This is a genomic window from Candidatus Krumholzibacteriia bacterium (assembly GCA_035268685.1).
Classification (GTDB): Bacteria; Krumholzibacteriota; Krumholzibacteriia; order JAJRXK01; family JAJRXK01; genus JAJRXK01.
On the sequence record DATFKK010000043.1, the window covers coordinates 17395 to 37240 of the forward strand.

Consider the following 19846-nt stretch of genomic DNA (forward strand, 5'->3'; position numbering starts at 1 on the left):
TCGCACCCTAGGCAGCGGAGGCCGGGGTGTCAATCGTACCGGTCAGTCGCGAATGATGTAGAGCCAGGGATTCTCGGACCGACCGTTCGAGACGACCTCGTAGTGCAGGTGCGGCCCGGTACTGCGACCGGTGTTGCCCACCCGCGCCACGATCTGGCCGCGCTCCACCCGATCGCCCTTCTCGACGAGGATGGCATCGAGGTGGCCGTAGCGGGTGATGATCCCGTTGGCGTGCTCGACCTCGAGCAACAACCCCAACGAGCCCTTGCGCGAGGCGCGCTTGACCCGGCCGTTGGCCGGCGCGAGCACGGGCGTGCCCACCGACGCGGCGAAGTCGAGGCCCCGGTGGAAGGTCATCGCACCGGTGAAGGGATCCGGGCGACGGCCGTAGCGACTCGACACGTAGCCGCTCTGGATCGGCCGGATGCTCGGCGTGCCGTCACGCAGGTCCTGGTCCGCCCGCAAGGCCTCGAGGACCTGCTCGTAGCTCACGCGCTCGAGTTCGGCCTGCCGGAGCAGGCGGTCGAGCTGGACGCGGAGTTCGCGGATCCGCTCGCGACTGACGTCGTCCATGAGCCCGACACTCGGCTCGGCGTAGGGCTCCTGCCCCCCGCGTCCGAATCGGGAACCGAACTCGTCGTCGATCGGACCCAGGCCGGCGATCAGGCTCGCCCGCTCCTGCAGGATCCGGTTCTCGGCCATGCGCCGCTCGTAGTCGCTCACGGCGTCCTCGAGTTCGCCGATCCGTTCGCGCAGCGTCACGACCTCGAGATCACGCTGTTCGACCGACCGCACCACCGCACCCTGTCGGACGTAGCTGGCGGTCACGAGTGCGACCCCCACCAGGAACAGGCCGACCAGTCCCGCGAAGGCGTACACGAGGCGCTTCTGCACGTTGACCGTGCGTACGCCCCCCTCGCCGTGCGGAACGTAGAGGAATGTCCAGTGGGACTGCTTCATTCGGGTCCGGATCTCGAGGTGATGGCTTCCGGGCAACGGCCGAGAAGGCTACGAACGGGCCCTCGATGTGTCAAGAAGACCCGCGATCCGGGTTGCAAGACACGTTCCAGCCGCGCCGGGAAGGAAGAGGAGCCGGTCCCCGCGGCGGGGAACCGGCTCCGGATCGCGCGAAGTCCTTGGGGGGACTCAGCTTTCCCGATAGTGGTCCATGAGCGCGTCCGCGTGTTCCTGCTCCCGGAGACGCCCCAGTGCCCGTTCCTTGAGCTGCCGGATCCGCTCGCGGGTGAGACCGAACCGACCGCCGATCTCCTCCAGCGTGAGCGAATGCGGCTGCCCCAGCCCGTAGTAGAGACGCAGGATCTCGGCCTCGCGTTCGGGCAGCGTGGCCAGCGACCGTTCCAACGCCTCGGTGCGGGTGCGATCCATGACCCCGGCGTCGGCCCGCGCCGACTCGGTGTGGTCGGCCAGGGAATCCCCCAGCGTACGGCCGTCCTCCTCGGAGAGCACCTCGTCGAGGTACATCTCGGGCTGACCGATGCGCAGGGCTTCACGCACCTCCTCGACCTTCAGTTCGGCGACCGCGGCCACCTCTTCGGCGGTCGGGACCCGGCCGTTCTCCTGTTGCAGACGAGCGAAGGTCCGCTGCACCCGGTGCAGGACCACGGTGCGGTTCTGCGGCAGCCGTACGGTGCGCGACTGGTCGGCGATCGCCTGCAGGATCGCCTGGCGCACCCACCACACGGCGTAGCTGATGAACTTGAAGCCGCGGCGCTCGTCGAAACGACGCCCGGCCTTCATCAGTCCGATGTTGCCCTCGTTGATCAGGTCCTCGAGCGAGAGACCCTGACCGAGGTACTGCTTGGCGATGGTGACCACGAAGCGGAGGTTCCCGCGGACGAGATCGTGCAGTGCCTCGTCGTCACCCTCACGGATCCGGCAAGCCAGTTCGCACTCTTCCTGCCGCGTCAGCAGGGGGTAGCGACCGATCTCCCGGAGATAACACTCGAGGCTGCGTTCGAAGCCGCCTCGGGACGATTGATTGATCCGGCGAATCATGGCAAGGCTTCCAGGCCTGGGGAAGAGTCACGGCGACCGGCTCGCCGTCGTCGTGATGGAAGTCCTCCTTTCATACGTGCAGTCGGGTGATCGTGTGCCGGCGGCGCCGCGGGGTATGGCGAGTACCCCGAGACGCGACCGCCGGTCTCCACGGCTAGGGGTTCGTTCCGTCCTCCTGCAGCGGGTCCACGGTCGCATAGCCCGTGACGTCCCCACCGCGGCGGTATCCGATGGCGATCTTGCGCGTGCGATCGACATACCGCCGCTGCGCGTCGCGGAAGTCGTCGATGGAATCGACCGGGCGGTCGACCACCTCGAAGATCACGTCGCCCGGCTGGAGTCGCGCCATCTCGGCCGGACTGCCCTCTTCGACGTCGAGGATCAACACGCCCTTGGTGTCGCGGATGTCGTACATGTCGATCAGTTCGCCCACGCGGGGATCTTCGGTGTCGTCCAGCGAGGTGACGGTGATGCCCAGCCAGGTCTCGTCGTCGATCCCGCGGATGTCGCCCTCCGGCATCACGGCCATCGTGGTCTGGGCCAGGTCGAGTTCGTCGAGCACCACCTCGACCGTCAGGTCACTGCCGTCGCGATGGACCCTCAACTCGGCGCGCTCGCCGACGGGCGAGTCGGCCACCTTCCACTGCAGATCGGTGCCGTTGCGCACGCGGTCACCGTTGAACTCGTAGACCACGTCCCCGATCTCGACGCCGCCGCGCTCGGCCGGGCTGTCGTCCATCACCTCGCGGATGATCACGCCGTAGTCGATGTCCAGGTCGCGGCCCTCGGCCAGATCCCGCGTCATGTCGTCCATGCGCACGCCGAGGTAACCGCGCACGACGCGCCCCGTCGTCCGCAGCTGCTCGGTGATGCTCACGGCCAGGTTGCTCGGAATCGTGAACCCGATGTTCTGCCCGCTGGCATTGATGGCGGTGTTCACGCCGATGACGCGCCCGTGGATGTCGACGAGGGGCCCTCCGCTGTTGCCGAAGTTGATCGCGGCGTCGGTCTGCAGGAAGTCCTGGTAGCGCGGTGTCCCGCCCTGGATCTGGAGGTCGCTGCGGCCCTTCGCACTGATCACCCCGACGGTCAGGCTGCCCGCGAGCTCGCCCAGGGGATTGCCGATGGCGATCGCGTAGTCACCGACGCGGACGCCTTCGCTGTCGGTGAAGACGAGGTAGTCGAGGCGCTCGCCCTGGGTGTCGATCTTCAGCAGAGCGAGGTCCGTGCTCGGATCCTGCCCGACGATCTCGGCGGGATGGCTGGCGTCGTCGCCGGGGAACTGGACCTCGATCTCGGTCGCGTCGGCGATCACGTGGTTGTTCGTGAGGATGTATCCGTCGGCGCTGATCACGAAGCCACTGCCGGCACCCGGCATCTGCATGTCGCGGCGCATGCCGCGCTCGCGCGGGAAGAAGCGGAACAGGTCCTCGCCCTCGACGGGCGGGTGCTCGAAACTCTTCGAAGCGGTGATCGAGACCACGGCGGGCATCACCCGCTGGGCCACCCGGGCGAAGGGACTGCTCATCCCCGGATTCAGATCCTGGTCGTCGGAGAACTCCTGACCAGAGGCCGGCCCGCCGAGTCCGACCATGGCGACGAGGGCGATGCCGAAGAGCACGCGACCGGTCGCGGACCACGCGGGGGCGCAGCGCAGAATCGAGAGATGTGGACGAGCCATCGTCATAGCGTACTCCTCAGGGATCCGATCCCATCCGGGGTGACCCGTGAGTGGAGCGCCACGCCAACGGCAGCTCGACGATCCGACGTCCAGCGAGCGAACCGCTCCGCGGCGAGACGGATGAGGGCCCTTCGACCCTCCGGAGCGCACACTCCGAGCCTGTGGGGCAGGCTGCGGTCCGCTCCGCGAGTGTATCCGTGACCTCGACTCACGTCAACGAATCGGCGCCGAGGGCCTCCGAGGGCGCCCGCGCGCCGGGAAGCGGCCGACTTGCCGCTCCCGGGGGTGTGCACTAAGGTCGTTTCGCCCCGTCCTCGTGCCCTGGATGCGTGTCTACGCCACCGGCCCGACCCGGTTCCCGCGGTGAATCCATGAGCCAGAGCGTCTATTTCGTCAGCGACGCCCATTTCGGCGCCGGAACCGCCGCGAGCCAGGCCGAACGGGTCCGGCGCTTCACGAGGTGGCTCGAGGTCCTCGCCGACGCCGAGCACCTCTACCTGGTCGGCGACGTCTTCGACTTCTGGTTCGACTACCCGAACTACATGCCCAAGGCCCACATGGAGGTCCTCTACGGCCTGCGCCGGCTGCAGGACCACGGCGTGGCCATGACCTTCGTCGGCGGCAACCACGACGCCTGGTGCGAGTCCTTCTTCGAGGACACCCTCGGGGTGCCCACGCTGCCCTCCGGTGCGGTGGTCGAGCACCAGGGGCAGCGACTGATGCTGCACCACGGCGACGGGCTCCTGGCCTCGGAACGCTCGTACGCGGTGTTCAAGGCGATCACGCGCCACCCGGTGCCCGTGTTCCTGGCGAGGCTGATCCATCCCGAGGCCCTGTACGCCTTCGCCATGTGGCTGTCGCGCCGTTCCCGCGCCCGGGAACGCGACGACGCATCGCGGATCGTGGGGATGATCGACCACTACGGGCACAGCCACGATCACTCCGACGTCGACCACGTCGTGATCGGTCACGTGCACACGCCCGTGCGGCGGGATTTCGACGGTTGGAGCCTGACCTGTCTGGGCGACTGGATCGGCCACTTCACGGCCGGACGCCTGCACGAGGGCCGGCTCGGCCTCGTGCGCGTCGACGCCGAGGGCGCCATGCACCCGATCGAGGCCCCCCCGACCGCCGTGGGCGGCTGAGGCGCGGCTGCATCAGGGCAGATAGGCCAGGCGCAGTGAGATCCGGTGCGTGGTGTCGAAGGCGTCGACACTGTTGTCCATGAACGCGTAGTCGAGCACCAGCGGCCCACGGCGGAAGCCCGCGCCGAAGGTCGCGCCCCAGACGTCGTAGTTGAAACGGTGGCCGGCGCGCACGGCGAAGCTCTCGTGGATCCGGACCTCGGCGCCGGCGTGCAGACGGCTGTTGCCGTCGTTCGGTGCGACGACCTCGGCCGCGAACTGGAAGCGCTCGAGCCACGCCTGCCCCGGGACCACCGGTCGGTAGCTCGCTCCACCCCGGATGGTGCGCGGGAGCGCGGTGTCCTCCTCGTTCAGCGTCACCGCCGGCCCGAGGTTCTGGACGGAAGCCGCGAGACGCAGACCCTCGATGGTCGCCTCGTGCGCGATCCCGAGATCGAACGCGTAGCTCGAACCGTTGAAGGCGTCGATGTTCTCGTGCACGAACTTCACGGTGGCGCCGAGCGTGAAGGCCGGGAAGGATCGGGCGAAGCTCAGGCCGGCCGCCGCCCCGTAGGGCCGGAAGGTGCCCGCGGCCGCGCCGCTGCCCTCGATCTCGGTACGGTCGAGCTCGTCGCTGTAGAAGCCGTTCAGGCTCAGACCGAAGGTCCCGATCCGGGTGGCATGGCTCAGGGCCAGACTCTCGCGCCGGAACAGGCCGAGGTACTCCGCGTGCTGCACCGCCATCTCGGTGCCCTCGACGTCGGCGAGGTTCGCGGGATTCCAGTGGACGGCGGTGACGTCGACGGCCGACGCGACACCGGTCTCGCCCATGGCGCCGGCCCTCGCCCCGACACCGAAGCGCAGCCAGAGCAGTCCGGCGTCCCCGGGTTCACCGGCCGTCGCCGCGACGGGGGCGAACAGGGTCGACAGCGTGAGCGCGAGCGCGAGCACGGCCCCGCGGCGGGCGGAGAGCGTGGGATGCATGGAGGATCTCCCGGTGTGCGCCGCGACCGGCGCCGTTTCGGAGGGGGGTCGACAGGGGCCGCCCCGTGAGTATACGCAGGCCGCGTGCCGGCCTTCAAATGCCGCGCGGAAGTTCATCGGACCACCGTCAGCACGGCGCGTTCCTCGCCGTGCTCGGTCTCGACCGCACACAGGTACATGCCCGCGGCCACGTCCCCGAGTTCGATCTCCTCCTCGAAGAAGGCCCCGGCCGGCGTCGCCACCGGCCCGACGGACACGACTTCCTGTCCTTCGAGCGAGTAGACGGTCACCGTGACCGTCGCGAAGCGGTCCACCCGCATCCGGACACGGAAGCGGCCGTCGACCGTGGGATTGGGATACACGACCAGCCCGGGATCGGCACCGAAGGATCCGCTCGCGGGCTCGAGCCGGGCCCGGGTGAAGTTGTCCACGCCGTTGCCCCCTTGCGTCCAGGGCGCGTAGGCGGAGACCGGGACGTCGAGGTCGAAGACCCGGAGGTCGCCGGTGATCGTCGTCTCGACGTCGCGCGCGGGAGCATCGATCGAGTCCAGGCGCTCGAAGCGTCCGATCACGGCCAGGTCGAGGTCACCGTCCCCGTCGAGGTCGGCCACGACCGGCGTCGACACCGGTTCGGCCGGACCCGCGACCGGCCACCCGGGGACCACGCGGCCCTGGAGGTCGACGGCGTGCACCGACCCCGCGGGCTCGTGCCACAGGACCTCGGCGGTGCCGTCGGCATCGAGGTCGACCAGCACCGGGGCGACCGCGCGGCTGCCCACCGGCGGCTCGACACCGCCGCGTTCGGGCCTGTACGGGAAGCCGGGTAGCGAGCGGAGATTGCGATCGAAGACGTGCAGCGCGCCCCCGAGCGTGACCGCCAGCACCGTCGGTCCGCCGTCGCTCGCGCGGGCCACCGCCGGGGCAGAAGCCGGGAGACCGGCTTCCAGCGAACTCCGCGCAGGAACCGCGGCAGGATCCACGGCCGCCGTGAGGTGCAGACGGCCCTCGCCGTCGACCCAGGTCACCGCCGGAGAACCGTCGCCGAAGACGACCGGGGCGAGCGTCCGCGGCATCACACCCGCGTCGAGCGTCGACCGGCGGCGGACCTCGCCTTCGACGTCGAAGGTCAGCAGGGTCGTCGCGGTCGAGTCCCGCCGGACCCCCACCACCCACGCGACGTCGGTCGTCACGAACACCGCCTCGTCGAGACGGTCCTCCGCCGTCCAGAGCACGGCCGCCGTCGGGTCCGGTGCGGCCGGGCCGAGGCCGACGAGCTCGGTTCCCGTCCCCCCGGATCGGACGAAGGCCCCCAGGCCGGCGATGCCCGACTCCGACGGTGTGGCCAGGAAGGCACTCACGCCGCGGCCGACCGCTCCGCTCACCAGGGTCGGGTCGGCGATCCCCGCCGCCTGCAGGGCGCTCTCGCCGACGACCACCACGTCGAGTCGATCGTCTCCGTCGACGTCGACCACCGCGGGCGCGCCCCGCGGACCGTCGCTCGCCGGGAGCGTGACCCAGGCCGGGGTGATGCCGAAGGGCTCGACCCCGTTGCGCCACGCGAGCACGCGCCCCGCGTCGGCCGCGGCCACGAGTTCGGGCACACCGTCGGGGCTCCGGTCGGCCGCCGAGGTCCCGAGGTCGGCCGCGCGCAGGTCGAAGTCCGGCGCCAGTCCGACCGTGCGGGCCCGGCCGAGTTCACGCGGTCCGTCGCTCGCCGCATCGAATTCCACCGAGAAGGTCATGGCCCGGTGGTAGACGAACCCACTGCAGAACAACTGGCCCTGGAACTCGAACTTCGGCAGCGAGTCCTGCACGACCGTCGACACGTCGAACATGCGGACCCCGGTCCTCAGGCCGTCGTTCGTCCGGGTGTCCGGCAGCGTATCGGGACCGAACTCTGTGGCCCCCTCGCCCCGCCAGGCGTCGTCGTCGGAACCGAGCAGGTACAGGCCACCGGCGAGGGAGTCGAGGTCCTGGATCCCGTCGGCCTCCTCGACGTCCACGCCCTTGCGGGTGGCGTCGGAGTTGATCGTGTTCGTCCCCGCGAGCACCGCGTCCTGGATCACACGCTCGTCCACGTGCCAGATGTACAACCCGCTGCCTCCGGCCCGTTGGCAACCGTCGGGCGTGCGAGCGGAGTTCTCGCTCATGAACCAGTCCCACTCGGCACCGAGTTCGTCCTCCCAGGTGTCGGTGGCAGGATCGAAGGTCGAGGTCGGCGTGCCGTCTCCGCGCGCGCTGTCGGCGTCGAAGTAATCGGGCACGTTGTTGCCGTTGCCTCCGCCTTCGGGAGTCTTGCCCGGGAACGAGTAGAACAGGTCCCCGTCGGGATCCTGCAGTCTGTACTCGACGAGCCAGTACTCGCGTTCGTTGATCGGGACGCGCACGAGCAGCGTGTCACTGACGGCCGCACCGACCGAATCCATGGCCCCGATCCGCAGATCCGCGTCGACGGTCACGTCGACCGGATCGACCCATCCCATCAGGTAGCGGTTCATCGCGCTCGGTGCCGACGGCACCGTCGACAGACCCGTGAACAGTCCGAAGCCCATCAGACCGAAGTTCCCGATCCCCTGACTGTCGGGGAAACTCGAAGGCGTGAAGTCGGGCAGACTGAGCATCCCCAGACGCAGCCCGATCTCGAAGGCGTAGACCCCACGCACGTCGAAGAAGCCCGCCAGGCCGTTGCTCTCGGGTGGGTCCTGGGCCTGGGCCTCGGGCAGCACCAGCACGTGCTCGATCGCGGCTTCGTCGCTCGGGACGAAGGCCTGTTCGAGGTAGTCGGCCTCGACCGCGTTCTCGAAGTCGCGAACGTCGAGATAGTTGCTGAAGATCTGCGCCGGGCTGTCGCCGTTCACGTCGGTCTCCTGGCCGGCGCCGGCGTGGATCAACACCAGGGTGTCGTAGGACGAGAAGTCGACGTCGTCGTCGATCGCCGCGACGACCTGCTTCGCCATGCGAACCGCCCGCACGCTCGAGCTGTCGTCGTCCCCGTAGTAGCCCATGCCCTCGGGCAGGTTCACGATGTCGCCGTGCACGTCCCACTGCAGGTCGAGCCGACCGAAGCTCACCGTCCGGAAGTAGTCGTCGACCCGCTGCATCTGCAGATCGAAGTAGGTGGAGTCGTGGGCGGCGAAGATCGGGGTCCCGCCGTAGGGATCGTCCGGCGTCGCCGGTGGGATCACCTGCGAGCCGCGACGCCCCTCGGGCCAACCCGGGAAGTCCGACCGGTCCCGGCCGACCATGAGACTGTCGGCGAAGTCGCATCCGACCACGAGCATCGACAGCGACGTCGGGGCCGCGCGGCGGGCCAACGCGATCCCTGCGTCGAAGCGCAGCGGCGGCTTCGCGGGCAGCGCCTCGCGGACCGCACGGATCCGCTCCGGGATCGACGGATGGGAACGCGTTTCGGGGATCGCCGCCTGCGCCCGTCCGCCGGCGAGGACGAGCGAAGCCAGCAGCAGGACGCGGACCAGCGACGCGCGCGAAGGGATCGGGAGGTTCATGGAAGGCGGATCTCCGTCGCTGGCTTCCGTCGCCGCCCGCGCGGCGGCCCCGGACGATACGGATCGGGAGAGGGCGCGGCAGTATAGGAACGGCCCCGAACCACGGTCAACCGCGGTCGGGGCCGCTCGAAGGTCGGGAAGGGGAACTCGGGCCCTCCATCGTCGCCCCTGATCGACTGAGTCCGGCCCTTCGTTCCCCTTCCCCGTCGAGATCGGACCAACGCCACCGACTTCTCCCGCTACCGGCTGCCAACCATGTCGGAGAGGCCGACGACGCTGCCCGTTGACCGGGCCGATCCGATCTCGTCTTCGCGTGACGGTGCGTCAACCGCGACCGCCACCTCCTCCTCGTTCGCGCGAGCGCGACGACCCACCGCCGCCACGGTTGCGCGAGGGTTCACTCCGCCGCGTCGGCGTCGACCGCTGGGGCGCGGCCCGCTCACGGCTCGGGCGCGACGGGCGGCTGCGCTCGACCTTGCGCTCGGGTCGGCGGGGACGCTCGCGCTCCACCTTGCGCTCGGGTCGACTCGGACGGTTGCGTTCCACGTTGCGCTCGGGTCGCGTCGGGCGGTTGCGCTCGACGTTCCGTTCCGGACGCGAGGGACGGCTGCGTTCGACGTTCGACGGTGCACGCCGTGTCGGTCGGTCCCGGTCCTCCCGGATCCGGCTCCGATCGGCTGCCCGGCCCGAAGAACCACCCTCGTTGCGGATCACCGGCCGCGTCCAGCGACGCTCGGTGCGCGTGCCGCGATCGCCACTGCGGTCGCGCGGTGGCGCGACCCCGGAGCGCTCCATGCTCGAGCGTGATCTCTCGCCACGGGATCGATCGGGAGCGAGGCTCGTCAGGCGCCGCTCGTTCCTCGGCCCCCGGTCCTCGCGCAGACCCGTGCGCGCCGGCCGTTCGTTCCGATCGCGACCACGGGGTGCGAGCTCGGCCCGCTCACGCGTCGGCGCGCGGTCACGCACCAACTCACTCGCCTCGACACGACTCCGTACGTTCTCCCGCTGCCGGACGGCAGCGATGCTCACCGGCGCGTTGCCCGACGCGACGTCGCCCAGACCCGGTACGCGCCGCGTGCGGCGCTTGGGACCGTCGAAGTCGTAGAGCGTGTGCGTGTTCACGGATCCCTTGCTGTAGCGGACCCGGAAGTCCCCGCCGTACCACGGGGAGTCGTGCCACGCGTACCATGCATGGGGCCGTGCGTAGACGGGATAGCTCGGCCACGAGTAGTAGACCGGGTAGTACGAGAACCAGTAGGGACGCCCGTAGTAGGGGTCCCAGTAGTAGTAGGCCGGCTCGTAGTACAGCGGGTACCAACCGAAGCTCACCCGCCAGCGTCGCTGCCAGCCCCAGTCGGAGTAGACGTTGATCGTCGTGCACTCGTCGACGTAGGGATGCACGGACTCCGTCGTGGCCGTTGCATCGCCCCCACCGTGGCACTGGGTGCAGGTGTAGCGGGCATGATCGACCTGCGATTCGACGTACAGGTGCGCCCAGTCCGTCACCACGTAGTCGACGTCCTCCTCGAGACCGGTGATCGCGTAGTTGATGTCGTTCACCGCGAGGAAGGGATCACCGGCGATCCGGTAGTCGTAGCCGCGCTCGTCACCGAGGTCGAAGCGGAAGTCGACGGCCAGGCCGCGCAGGTCGAAGGGCACCTCACTGGCGATCACCTGCACGTACTCGACACCCTTGCGTTCGCCTGCGGTCAGCCGCACCGGGCTGCCCGGACGCGGCAGGGTGTAGGTGTGGTTGCCGTAGACGAAACCGTCGTCGTAACGCGATGTCGGCCACAGGACCTCGACGTAACCGTCGACGTCGATACGGTAGACCACGACGTAGGAATCGCCGTTCGTGCGGAAGTACATCTCGTAGGGCTCGCCACGGCGGTACGGCCGTTCGTCCTCGGTCCGCTCGTGCCAGAGCTGCACGCGGATGTCGCGCGCGGGCGCCTCGAGGTCCTCGTAGACCTGGTCGACCGATGCGCCCTGCACCCAGCGATCGCCGGCGGTGGACTCGGGTCCCTGCGCCCCGGCGGCGGGCGGCAGCAGCAGCGCCAGCGCCGCGGCGGTCACGATCGTGCGCATGGTGTTCATCGCGCCCCTCCTTCGGTCGGAACCCCGTCCGTGTCGGGCCGGTCGCCCGCCGGACGCAGCTCACGCTCGCCGTCGACTTCCTGGTAACCCCAGAAGATGCCGGCGTCGTCGGCGGTCATGTCGAGGATCTCGAACTTGGCGTAGTTGTCGTCGGCGCCGAAGTCACCCGGGCCCTGCGCGATCCGGAAGATGTAGGTGTGGCCCGGGATCGCCTCGACACGTCCCGTGGCCGAATACCCCGTCGTGGGGGCGAAACTGGCCACGTCGAAGCCGACGAAGCCGAAATCCTGGACGCGCACGCGATCGTTCGGAACGACCAGGAAGGGCACGCCCTGCCCGTCGCGTTCGAAGTAGACGTCGGTCGACGCGTCGTCGAAGGCCTGCCCCTGACTCACCCCGTCGCTGAAGTCGAAGCCCGCGCGGGTGGCGTCGGCATCGCGGAAGAAGACGACCGCCTCGCCCTCGGGGCGCGGCACGTCGATCACCAGCTCGAAGCTCAGGTCACTCTCGTTGCCGGCGTCGTCGAAGGCACTCACCGCGTACGAGTAGAAGACGCCGTTGACGAGCGGGAAGTCCTCGAAGCGCAGGAAGTCGTCGGAAACGTCTTCGGGTGTGCCGTTGTCCTGGTAGACGCCCTCCTCGAACGGCGCCAGTACGGCGAGTTCGTCGAAGGTCTCGCTCAGGTCCTCGTTCACCCACACCCGGTACCCGGCGAGATCGTCTTCGCGGTTCGGGTTCCACGTGAGGAAGACGGCCTGGTCCCCGGTGATCGAGAAGACCCCGTTGGGAATCGCCGGCGGCGTCACGTCCACGAACTCGGGAGAGTCGTCGTCGTCGCAACCGGCCATCAGGACCAGACCCGCGACGATCAGCAGTGGAGCCAGCCGAGCTGGCTTCCAGCGACGATGGATCGGATTCGCACTCCTGGACGACATCGGGCCTCACCTCCAGTGACGGCGCGACGCCGGGGATCGGGCGCCGTCGATTGGTACAACGCACCCCGCGTGCCAGTCCCAGGATACGGACGGGTGCCCCGAACAGCCATCGGCCCGCGGACCGACGGCACGCGGAATCCCCTGTGGACGAACGAGGTACGGATGTGTCACGACGGTGTCGGGGGCGACGTCGAGTGTCCTCCAGGGGACATCGCGGCCCGTCCGTCGTCACGGGGGGACAGGGACTTGTCCCCGACTGGGGACGTGGCCCGGCTGCCATCGAGCGTCGGCGCCGCGACCGGGGCGAGGGAAGACGCGAGGGAATACGAGAACGGGCCGCACCGGAGTGCGGCCCGTAGCGCCAAGTTCCCTCCCGCCCCGTGACGGGACCCTGCCCTTCGCGGTCCACGGAAGTCTCGCCATCTCCCGTGGTCCAGGCGCGGTCCCTGCGGAGCGGTCGGATTCTCGCCGCGAAGCGACTCAGGAGGACGGGGAAGAGCCGTGCTTTTCACTCATGCCGCCGATTGCTCCCCCGGAACCCCACCTTCCGGACGATCGATCGGAGACCCCACTTCGGAAAAGCTCCTCGTTCAGCCGGTGAGCGGAGAGGTCGATCTCCCCACTCCCCCCGAGTCGATCGGGCCGAAGCCCGACTGGACGATCGGATCACGACTGCCAGTGACCGATCACGGTCCCGGAAGAGCACCCTTCGTGCCATGGGAGCAACGGCAGATGTGAATCCACAAACCATTGTAATTGAACAGGTTACGACACCCGGCCGAACAGCATCCCGACGAGCTCCCCACGGGGTCTCGCCGACTGTGAAGCGAGTTCACAACCACACCGCGCAGAAATGGCACAACCCCATGCAATGCAAGGGGTTGCGTGATCATAAAGAATCTTTACAGAGTAGAGGCGATCAGGAATCCGGCGATAGCCCGAAGATGCGGATCTTCTGCAGGAGCGTCGGATAGCTCACCTTGAGCCGACGCGCCGCTTCCGAACGGTTCCAGCCCGACTCGTCGAGTGCGGTCTGGATCGCGCGGCGTTCGAGTTCCGCGATCTGCTCACGGAGCGGACGCATCGAGGTCCGCTCGCGTTCGTCGACCACACCATCCCCTGCCGCACGGACCTCCGGGGGCAGGTGCTGGTCCCTGAGACGCTCGTCGTCGGCGGCCAGGATCAATGCCCGTCGGATCGCCTTCTCCAGCTCACGCACGTTTCCCGGCCACCGATGGGCGTCGAGCCGCTGCGCCGCGGACCGGGTCATGCGTGGCACCGGACGCCCCAGTTCCTCACAGGTCCTGCGGAGGAAGGTGTCGGCCAGCAGCAGGACGTCGCCTCCCCGATCGCGCAGAGGCGGAACCTCGATGGGGAAGTCCATGAGCCGGTAGTAGAGGTCCTCGAGGAAATCACCCTGCTCGACCATGCGGCGCAGATCGCGCTTGGTCGCGCACACCACCCGCACGTCGACCACGCGGGCCTTGCGACCGCCGACCGGCCGCACCTGACGATCGTCGAGGAAGTGCAGGAGCTTCGCCTGCATGGTGACCGGCATCTTGCCGACCTCGTCGAGGAACAGGGTCCCGCCGTCGGCCGACGCGATCAGACCCTCCTCGTCCCGTTCGGCCCCGGTGAAGGCACCGCGGACGTGACCGAAGAGCTCGCTCTCCAGCAGCGTCTCGGGAATCGCGGCACAGTTGACCGAGATCAGGGGCTCGCCGTGGCGCGGGCTGAGTTCGTGGATCACCTGGGCCAACAGGCCCTTGCCCGTCCCCGTCTCGCCACTGAGGAGGACGGTGTAGGGACTCGGGGCGACCTTCGAACAGAGCCCCAGGACCTCTTCGACGCACGCACTCCCCGTGACCACCCTCGACGCCGGACCGCCGTCCGTGTTCGGCCGCGAATCACCGGACGGCCGGGAGAGCTCACCGTAGAGAACGCCCACGGTCGTCGACACGACGGCGAGGGCCTCGGCGTCGAAGGGCAACAGGCGCTCCGCGGCAGCCGGAGCATCGAAGTACAGGACACCGGCGATCGACGGATCTTCGGATCCGCGATCGACCAGCGGGAAGGCCACGGCGCTCGCCAGGGGTCCGCGTCGGGTCCCGAAGGCCTCGCTCCAGTCGGGATCGTGTTCCATGTCGCTCCACACGCGGGCCGCGGGAGCGTGTTCGCGCCGGAGCAGGGCATGGGCACGGGCGCAGAGTTCGCGCGCCGTCACGCTCGGCACGGATCGCGTCGCCAGGACGTCGGTGCGCCCACGCTCGCTCACCAGGGCCAGGGCACCCCGCTCGGCACCGAGCTGCTCGGCCGACGCGTCGAGCAGACGCTGCAACGACGCTCGCCCGGAATCGGTGGCGGCCGACAGCCCCGATACGTGGTCCGGAAGGTCGACGAGATCGCTCAGCGATGCCCGCTCACGATCCACGCGGCGGGTCATGCCGTCCTCGATCTCGCGACGGAGGATCTCGGCCGCCCGCACGGCCTCGCCCGCGTCCCCGCCGGCGAGACGCTCGAGTTCGAAGAGGGCGATCATCGCCTCGTCGTGGTGATCCAGAGCGAGCTCCGCGCGGGCCAGGGCCAGGTGGAGCGACACGGCGTCGACGTCACCCTCGGTGTCGCGCAGCCGCAGAGCCTCCTGGAGCCGCGCCCGGGCGAGCAGGGCGTCCTCGGACGAACCGCGGCGCAGGTGCAGCTCCGCGAGTTCGCGCAGGGTCTGCGCTGCCTCCGCCGTCAGGCGGTGGTCCCCGAAGGCATCGATGGCACGGCGGAACGACTCGACGGCCGTGTCCGTTTCGCCCGAGAGCGCGTGTGCACGGGCCAGAGCCCGGCACAAGAAGCCTCGCTCGAAGTCCTCGCCCACGCGAGAGGCCACGGCGAGCCCTTCTTCGGCGATCTCGATCGCCTGCTCGGAGCGCCCCAGGTCGAGGGCCAGCTCGGCCTGCCGCCGACGCACCTCGGCGACGATGTCGTTCTCGTCGCTCAACGCTCGCGCGCGCTCGATCGCCAGATCGTAGTTGGCCGCCGCCTCGGCGAAGCGCTCGCTCGCGCGCATGAGATCACCGAGGAACTCGTCGGCGAGCGCCATCTCGCGAATCATCTCCTGGCGCTCGGCCAGGACCTTCGACTCGAGGAGAGCCCGCTCCGCTTCGACGAAGCGTCGGTCCTCGATGTCGAGCTGGCCGCTGAGGAGCAGGAGCCGCGTGAGGTCCGCCTGGTCGCCGCGGCTGCGTGCGCGCGCGATGCCCCGGACGGCCGTGGCACGGGCCTCGGCGCGCTGTCCCATCTTGCGGTACAGGACGGCCTTGTTCAGGAGGAGGACGTCACACTCGTAGGTCGCACCGTGCGCGTGGAAGAGCTCCTCGGCGCGCTCGTAGAGCTGCAGGGCCCGAGTCCATCGACAGGCCCGCTTCGCCAGCAGCGCCAGGTTGTTGAAGACGTGCGCCTGCGAGACGGCGTCGTCGATGCGGCGGAAGGTCCCGAGCGCGTCCTCGAAGAACTCCTGGGCCTTCTGTACGCGTCCGGTGCAGGCATGGGCGATCCCGAGGACGATCTGGGCCGATCCGACGTCGGCATGCCGATCGGTGATCGAGAGGACTCCGAAGGCCTGCAGGGCCAGGTCACGGGCTTCGACGAATCGGCCCTGACTCTGGCGCACACGCGCCAGGCGCACTTCGACGATCGCCCGTCCGACGTCATCGTCGGAGGACGTGTTCCCGCGCGCCAGCTCGAGTTCGCGCGCGGCCTCGTCGAAGGCACCCTGTAGACGGTGACAGTCGGCCAGCTTCACGCGAAGGCCGACCTCGGCGCTCGCGACGCCGTCCGGCCGCCGCCCCCTCAATGCCGAGCGGTAGTAGTCCACGGCGGAGGAATACGCCGCCGCGTGGAAGTGGAGATCCCCGACTTCTTCGAGTCGGGCCGACGACGTGGTCGGATCGTTCTCGGCACGGGGTCGAGGCGGTGTGGGTCGCCGCCTGTCGTCCCCGTCGCGGAATCCATCCATTGGGCGTCCCTTGGGCGAGAAGGGGTTCAAGGTAGCCGAGGCACGCTCCGGGAATTCCGGGAGCTCGTCGCGCGTGTCGGCGAAACACGCACTGCGGAGCTCCTAGCGGAACCAACCGAAGGTGAGAATTCGGATCAGGTCGGCGAACCAGTCCGCGAAGACCCAGGGATCGTCGCCGGACGTGTCGTCGGCCGGGCGGTTCTGACCGCCCAACCAGTTCTCGGGGTCACCTTCCGTGTCGACCGGAGGACCGTCGGACCCGTCGTCGGACCCGCTACCCGGCGGGGAAACCGCCGACTTGCCCGACATCGACCACGCGAAGTCGTCGACGTCGGCCGCTGCCGGCGTGACCATCGCCCCTCCGAGCGCCAGACCCAGAACCAGAGCCATGACCACCAAAACGCGGCTCTTCATGTTGACCGTGCTCCTCGTGACAGGACAGGGGTGGCGGCAGACCAAGCCGCTTCCCGTACCGGACGGGCCTCCTGGATCGCGGGGCGAGTGGGCGCTGTACAGGGAGAGGGGGCCCCGGGAGCGCGATCCCGTCGACGTTCCGTCCGGTCTGGATGTTCAACGTACGTCCACCGTCCCGACGATGTCAACGGCCCGGGGACGAGTCGTCCGGGCTGGTTCGCAGCCCGTAGCGCTGGATCTTCTTGTACAGGTTGCTCCGCTGCATCTCGAGCGTCTCGGCCGTCTTCGACACGTTGTAGCCGTTCTCGTGCAGCTTGGCCTGCAGATACGCGGCCTCGCTGGCCGCCTTGAAGTCCTGGAAGGTCGGCGCGTCGAGGAACTCGGCCCCCCTGCGCGCCACGCCACCCCCACCCAGCGTGGGTGGGAGATCCATGACCCGAATCACTTCGCCAGGCGAAACGATCGCCAGGCGCTCGGCCAGGTTCCGCAACTCCCGCACGTTGCCCGGCCACGCATAGCGCTGCAGGCGCTCCATGACGTCCTCGTCCACCGCCTTGCGAGGCTGCTTCATCTCGCGTGCGCCCACCTCGAGGAAGTGATCGAAGAGCACCGGCACGTCCTCGGGCCGATCGCGCAGGGGTGGCACGTGGATCGAGATGACGTTCAGCCGGAAGAAGAGGTCCTGGCGGAACCGCAACTCCGGCTCCTGCAGGTCGCGGTTGGTGGCCGCGATCACGCGGACGTCGACCTCGATGAGGTCCTGCCCGCCGACGCGCTCGAAGCGGTTGTCCTCGAGCGCGCGCAGGACCTTGGCCTGCGCCGCCGGGCTCATGTCGCCGATCTCGTCGAGGAACAGCGTGCCACCGTGTGCTCGTTCGAACTTGCCGATCCGTCGTTGACCGGCCCCCGTGAACGAACCCTTCTCGTGACCGAAGAGTTCGCTCTCGATGAGCTCCTCGGGGATCGCGGCGCAGTTGACCTCGACGAAGGGGCCGCCCGCGCGTTCGCTCCCCGCGTGGATGGCCCGCGCCACGAGCTCCTTGCCCGTGCCGTTCTCCCCGGTCACCAGGACCCGGGCCGGCGTCGGGGCCACCTTCGCCACCAGCTCCTTCACGCGCTCCATGGCCGCGCTGTCGCCGATCAGGTCGGCGCTCCATCCCGAGGTCTCGTGCAGTTCGCGGTGCGCACGCTGCAGCCGGCCGTGCTCGAGGGCCCGGGCCACCCGGACCACCAGCTGCTCACGGCCGAAGGGCTTCTCGAGGAAGTCGTGGGCGCCGCGGCGGATCGCCTCGACGGCGTTCTCGACGGCATCGTGGCCGGAGATCACGACTACGGGAACGTCGACTCCGTCCTCCTGCATGCGCTGCATGACCTCGAAACCGTCCATGCCGGGCATCTTCACGTCGAGCAGCAGGACGTCGACGCCTCCCTTGGCCAGGCGGGAAAGCGCGGCCTCGCCACTGTCGGCCTCGTCGACGGCGTAGTCCTCGTAACGGAGGTGCATGCCGACACTCTGGCGGATGGCCGCCTCGTCGTCGGCCACCAGCACGCGGCCGCGCACCGGTGTGTCCGGGGGTCCGGGATTCGTCCGCGTGGATTCGGGCATGCGAGGTCGACCTCGTCTATATCGTGGGTGGGCCGGGCGGAACCTTCCCGCTCCGGCCGCGATCCTGTCAAGAAAGCGCGACAGCACGATGAAGCGAAACACCCTGGTCGGCATGAGCCCGCGCGAGCTCCAGGAGCTCGCCGTGGCCCACGGACAGCCGCGCTACCGCGGCCGTCAGCTGGCGCAGTGGATCTACGGCCGTCGCATCGCGAGCCTCCGGGACGCCACCAACCTCCCTCGTGCGCTGCGCGAGGAACTCGACGCGGCGTACGGTCTTCCGCGTCTGGAACCCGTGGAACGTTCGGTGTCGCCCGACGGGACCGCCAAGCTTCTCTTCGAACTGCACGACGGGGCCCGGATCGAGAGCGTGGCCATGCCGCGCCCCACCGGCCGCACCACGTACTGTCTGTCGAGCCAGGTGGGCTGCCGCATGGCCTGCGTGTTCTGCGCCACCGGTCGCATGGGAATCGTACGCCAGCTCTCGCCCGGCGAGATCGTCGGACAGGTCCTGGCCCTCCAGCGCCTGTTCCCCGAATCGACCCATCCGAACCTCGTGTTCATGGGCATGGGCGAACCTCTCGACAACCTCGACGCCTTGCTGCCCGCCCTGGAGATCCTCATGGATCCCGAAGCCATCGGGCTGTCGGCGCGGCGGATCACCGTGAGCACGTCGGGGCTCGTCGACGGCATCCGGCGTCTGTCGGACTGGGGCCGACCCGTCGGATTGGCCGTCTCGCTCACGACCGGCGATCCCGAGGAGCGCGAGCGCCTCATGCCCGTGGCCGGACGGGTCCCGCTCGACGAATTGCTCGCCGTCGCCGCCGACCACGGCCGCCGCGTGAAGCGGAAGGTCACGCTGGAGTGCGCGATCATCGCCGGTCGCAACGACACCGTCGACGAGGCCGAGCGCCTGCTGTCGCTCGCGCGGACGGGTCCCTTCAAGGTCAACCTCATCCCGCTCAATCCCATCCACGACTTCGAGGGCGGGCGGCCCGACCTCTCGAGCATCGACGCCATGGCCGACGTGCTCTGGCGCGGCGGCGTGGTGGCCACCGTGCGCGACAGTCAGGGACGCGAGGTCGATGCGGCCTGCGGTCAACTGGTCCGTCGTCAGGAACGGCGGCCCGACGGTGCTCCGCGCGGACCAGCGGTGGCGCGCCGGCGCTGAGCGTCAGTCGCCGCGGGCGGGCAGGGCGAGGCTCACGTCGGGCTCCGGAGTCGGTTCGCCGTCCTCGGCCCCACCCCGCGTGGCCACCATTGCACCGATCCCGACCGACAGGGCCGCGTACTTGAGCAGGAAGTCGAGGGCACGGAAGGCCACGGCGGCCCCGGTCCCCGGATCGGTCGAGGCGAAGGCCAGGGAGACGAGCGCGGGGATCTCGAGCACGACCATGCCGAGCAGAGCGGCCTGCCAGGCGCGGTGCCCCTGCCCCGCTCCCGAGTGCATCGTCAACAGACGTTCGCCGACCACGTGGCA

The 19846-nt window shown here is 69.3% G+C and carries 13 protein-coding genes; 2 read left to right on the plus strand and 11 right to left on the minus strand.

Annotated elements, in window-relative coordinates; translation table 11 throughout:
* Nucleotides 1-42 precede the first annotated feature (42 nt).
* The 3 genes from VKA86_04830 to VKA86_04840 form a co-directional block, all read right to left on the minus strand.
* Nucleotides 43-960: a M23 family metallopeptidase gene (locus VKA86_04830; GenBank protein HKK70520.1), complete on the minus strand. Its 918-nt coding sequence runs from the start codon at nucleotides 958-960 to the stop codon at nucleotides 43-45.
* A gap of 186 nt (nucleotides 961-1146) precedes the next feature.
* Nucleotides 1147-2016 (minus strand): sigma-70 family RNA polymerase sigma factor, encoded by an 870-nt coding sequence (locus VKA86_04835; GenBank protein HKK70521.1) that lies wholly within the window; start codon nucleotides 2014-2016, stop codon nucleotides 1147-1149.
* 154 nt (nucleotides 2017-2170) lie between these two features.
* Nucleotides 2171-3697 (minus strand): trypsin-like peptidase domain-containing protein, encoded by a 1527-nt coding sequence (locus VKA86_04840; protein ID HKK70522.1) that lies wholly within the window; start codon nucleotides 3695-3697, stop codon nucleotides 2171-2173.
* A gap of 371 nt (nucleotides 3698-4068) precedes the next feature.
* Here VKA86_04840 and VKA86_04845 point away from each other — a divergent pair, with 371 nt between their 5' ends.
* Nucleotides 4069-4842 (plus strand): UDP-2,3-diacylglucosamine diphosphatase, encoded by a 774-nt coding sequence (locus VKA86_04845; GenBank protein HKK70523.1) that lies wholly within the window; start codon nucleotides 4069-4071, stop codon nucleotides 4840-4842.
* Between the two features lie 12 nt (nucleotides 4843-4854).
* On the opposite strand, the gene VKA86_04850 is transcribed toward VKA86_04845, so the two are convergent.
* The 7 genes from VKA86_04850 to VKA86_04880 all read right to left on the minus strand — a co-directional run bounded on the left by VKA86_04850 (nucleotide 4855) and on the right by VKA86_04880 (nucleotide 18369).
* Nucleotides 4855-5805 (minus strand): PorV/PorQ family protein, encoded by a 951-nt coding sequence (locus VKA86_04850; protein ID HKK70524.1) that lies wholly within the window; start codon nucleotides 5803-5805, stop codon nucleotides 4855-4857.
* A 113-nt stretch (nucleotides 5806-5918) separates the two neighbouring features.
* A complete protein-coding gene (locus tag VKA86_04855) occupies nucleotides 5919-9311 on the minus strand; it encodes a T9SS type A sorting domain-containing protein (GenBank protein ID HKK70525.1) in 3393 nt (1130 codons plus the stop codon).
* A 324-nt stretch (nucleotides 9312-9635) separates the two neighbouring features.
* The gene (locus VKA86_04860) at nucleotides 9636-11408 is read right to left on the minus strand and encodes a DUF4384 domain-containing protein (protein HKK70526.1); all 1773 of its coding nucleotides are present in this window, start codon (nucleotides 11406-11408) and stop codon (nucleotides 9636-9638) included.
* Complete coding sequence (locus VKA86_04865; protein ID HKK70527.1) at nucleotides 11405-12343, minus strand: hypothetical protein; 939 nt, start codon at nucleotides 12341-12343, stop codon at nucleotides 11405-11407. Before VKA86_04865 ends, VKA86_04860 begins: the two co-directional genes overlap by 4 nt.
* Before the next feature lie 919 nt (nucleotides 12344-13262).
* Nucleotides 13263-16136, minus strand: coding sequence for a sigma 54-interacting transcriptional regulator (locus tag VKA86_04870; protein HKK70528.1), 2874 nt, complete (start codon nucleotides 16134-16136; stop codon nucleotides 13263-13265).
* Between the two features lie 315 nt (nucleotides 16137-16451).
* On the minus strand, nucleotides 16452-16763 hold the full coding sequence (locus VKA86_04875) for a hypothetical protein (GenBank protein HKK70529.1): 312 nt from the start codon (nucleotides 16761-16763) through the stop codon (nucleotides 16452-16454).
* 184 nt (nucleotides 16764-16947) lie between these two features.
* Nucleotides 16948-18369, minus strand: a complete 1422-nt coding sequence (locus VKA86_04880) for a sigma-54 dependent transcriptional regulator (protein HKK70530.1) — start codon at nucleotides 18367-18369, stop codon at nucleotides 16948-16950.
* A gap of 88 nt (nucleotides 18370-18457) precedes the next feature.
* Between VKA86_04880 and rlmN the strand changes: the two genes are divergently transcribed.
* Complete coding sequence (gene rlmN, locus VKA86_04885; GenBank protein HKK70531.1) at nucleotides 18458-19537, plus strand: 23S rRNA (adenine(2503)-C(2))-methyltransferase RlmN; 1080 nt, start codon at nucleotides 18458-18460, stop codon at nucleotides 19535-19537.
* A gap of 3 nt (nucleotides 19538-19540) precedes the next feature.
* Here rlmN and VKA86_04890 read toward each other — a convergent pair.
* Nucleotides 19541-19846: hypothetical protein (locus VKA86_04890; GenBank protein ID HKK70532.1), on the minus strand; the 306-nt coding region annotated here is incomplete at its 5' end.